Annotated in this window: 1 protein-coding gene; it reads left to right on the forward strand. The window is 36.7% G+C overall.

The window, feature by feature from the left end; genetic code table 11:
* Window positions 1–593: reverse transcriptase family protein (locus tag HLA95_RS27715; protein ID WP_222185189.1), on the forward strand; the 593-nt coding region annotated here is incomplete at its 5' end.
* Between the last annotated feature and the right edge of the window lie 40 nt (window positions 594–633).

A 633-nucleotide genomic window follows, 5' to 3' on the forward strand; every position in this document is an offset into this window, starting at 1 on the left:
TTATGGATTTGATAAATAAAGTGTTTAGGCCTTATTTAGATAAGTTTGTTTTTGTCTTTATTGATGACATATTTATCTATTCTAAGTCTAAACAGGAGCATGTTTCCCATATTCGTAAAGTTTTGCAATTTTTAAGGGACCATCAGTTGTATGCAAAGAAAGAAAAGTGTGAGTTTTGGCTGAAGGAAGTGAAGTTTTTAGGTCATGTGATTTCTGAACAGGGTATAGCTGTTGATCCTTCAAAGGTAGAAGCTGTGTTGAATTGGGAAAGACCTAAAAGTGCCACAGAAATCCGTAGTTTTCTTGGATTTGCTGGATACTATCGTCGTTTTATTGCAAATTTTTCTAGTATTGCAGCATCTCTAACGAAACTTACTCGAAAAGGAGTGATATTTGTTTGGGATGATAAGTGTGAGTCAGCTTTTCTTGAATTGCAAGCTCGGTTAACTTCAGCTCTAATTTTGGTTGGTCCTGTCAGTGGGATAGGTTATACTGTATATTGTGATGTGTCTAGACAGGGTTTGGGTTGTGTTTTGATGCAGAACGGGCAGGTTATTGCTTATGGTTCTCGTCAGTTAAAGCCCATGAGCTGAATTATTCTATTCATGATCTAGAGTTAGCTGCTGTAGTTCA

Origin of the sequence: Geminicoccus harenae, assembly GCF_019800005.1 — a bacterium.
Classification (GTDB): Bacteria; Pseudomonadota; Alphaproteobacteria; order Geminicoccales; family Geminicoccaceae; genus Geminicoccus; species Geminicoccus harenae.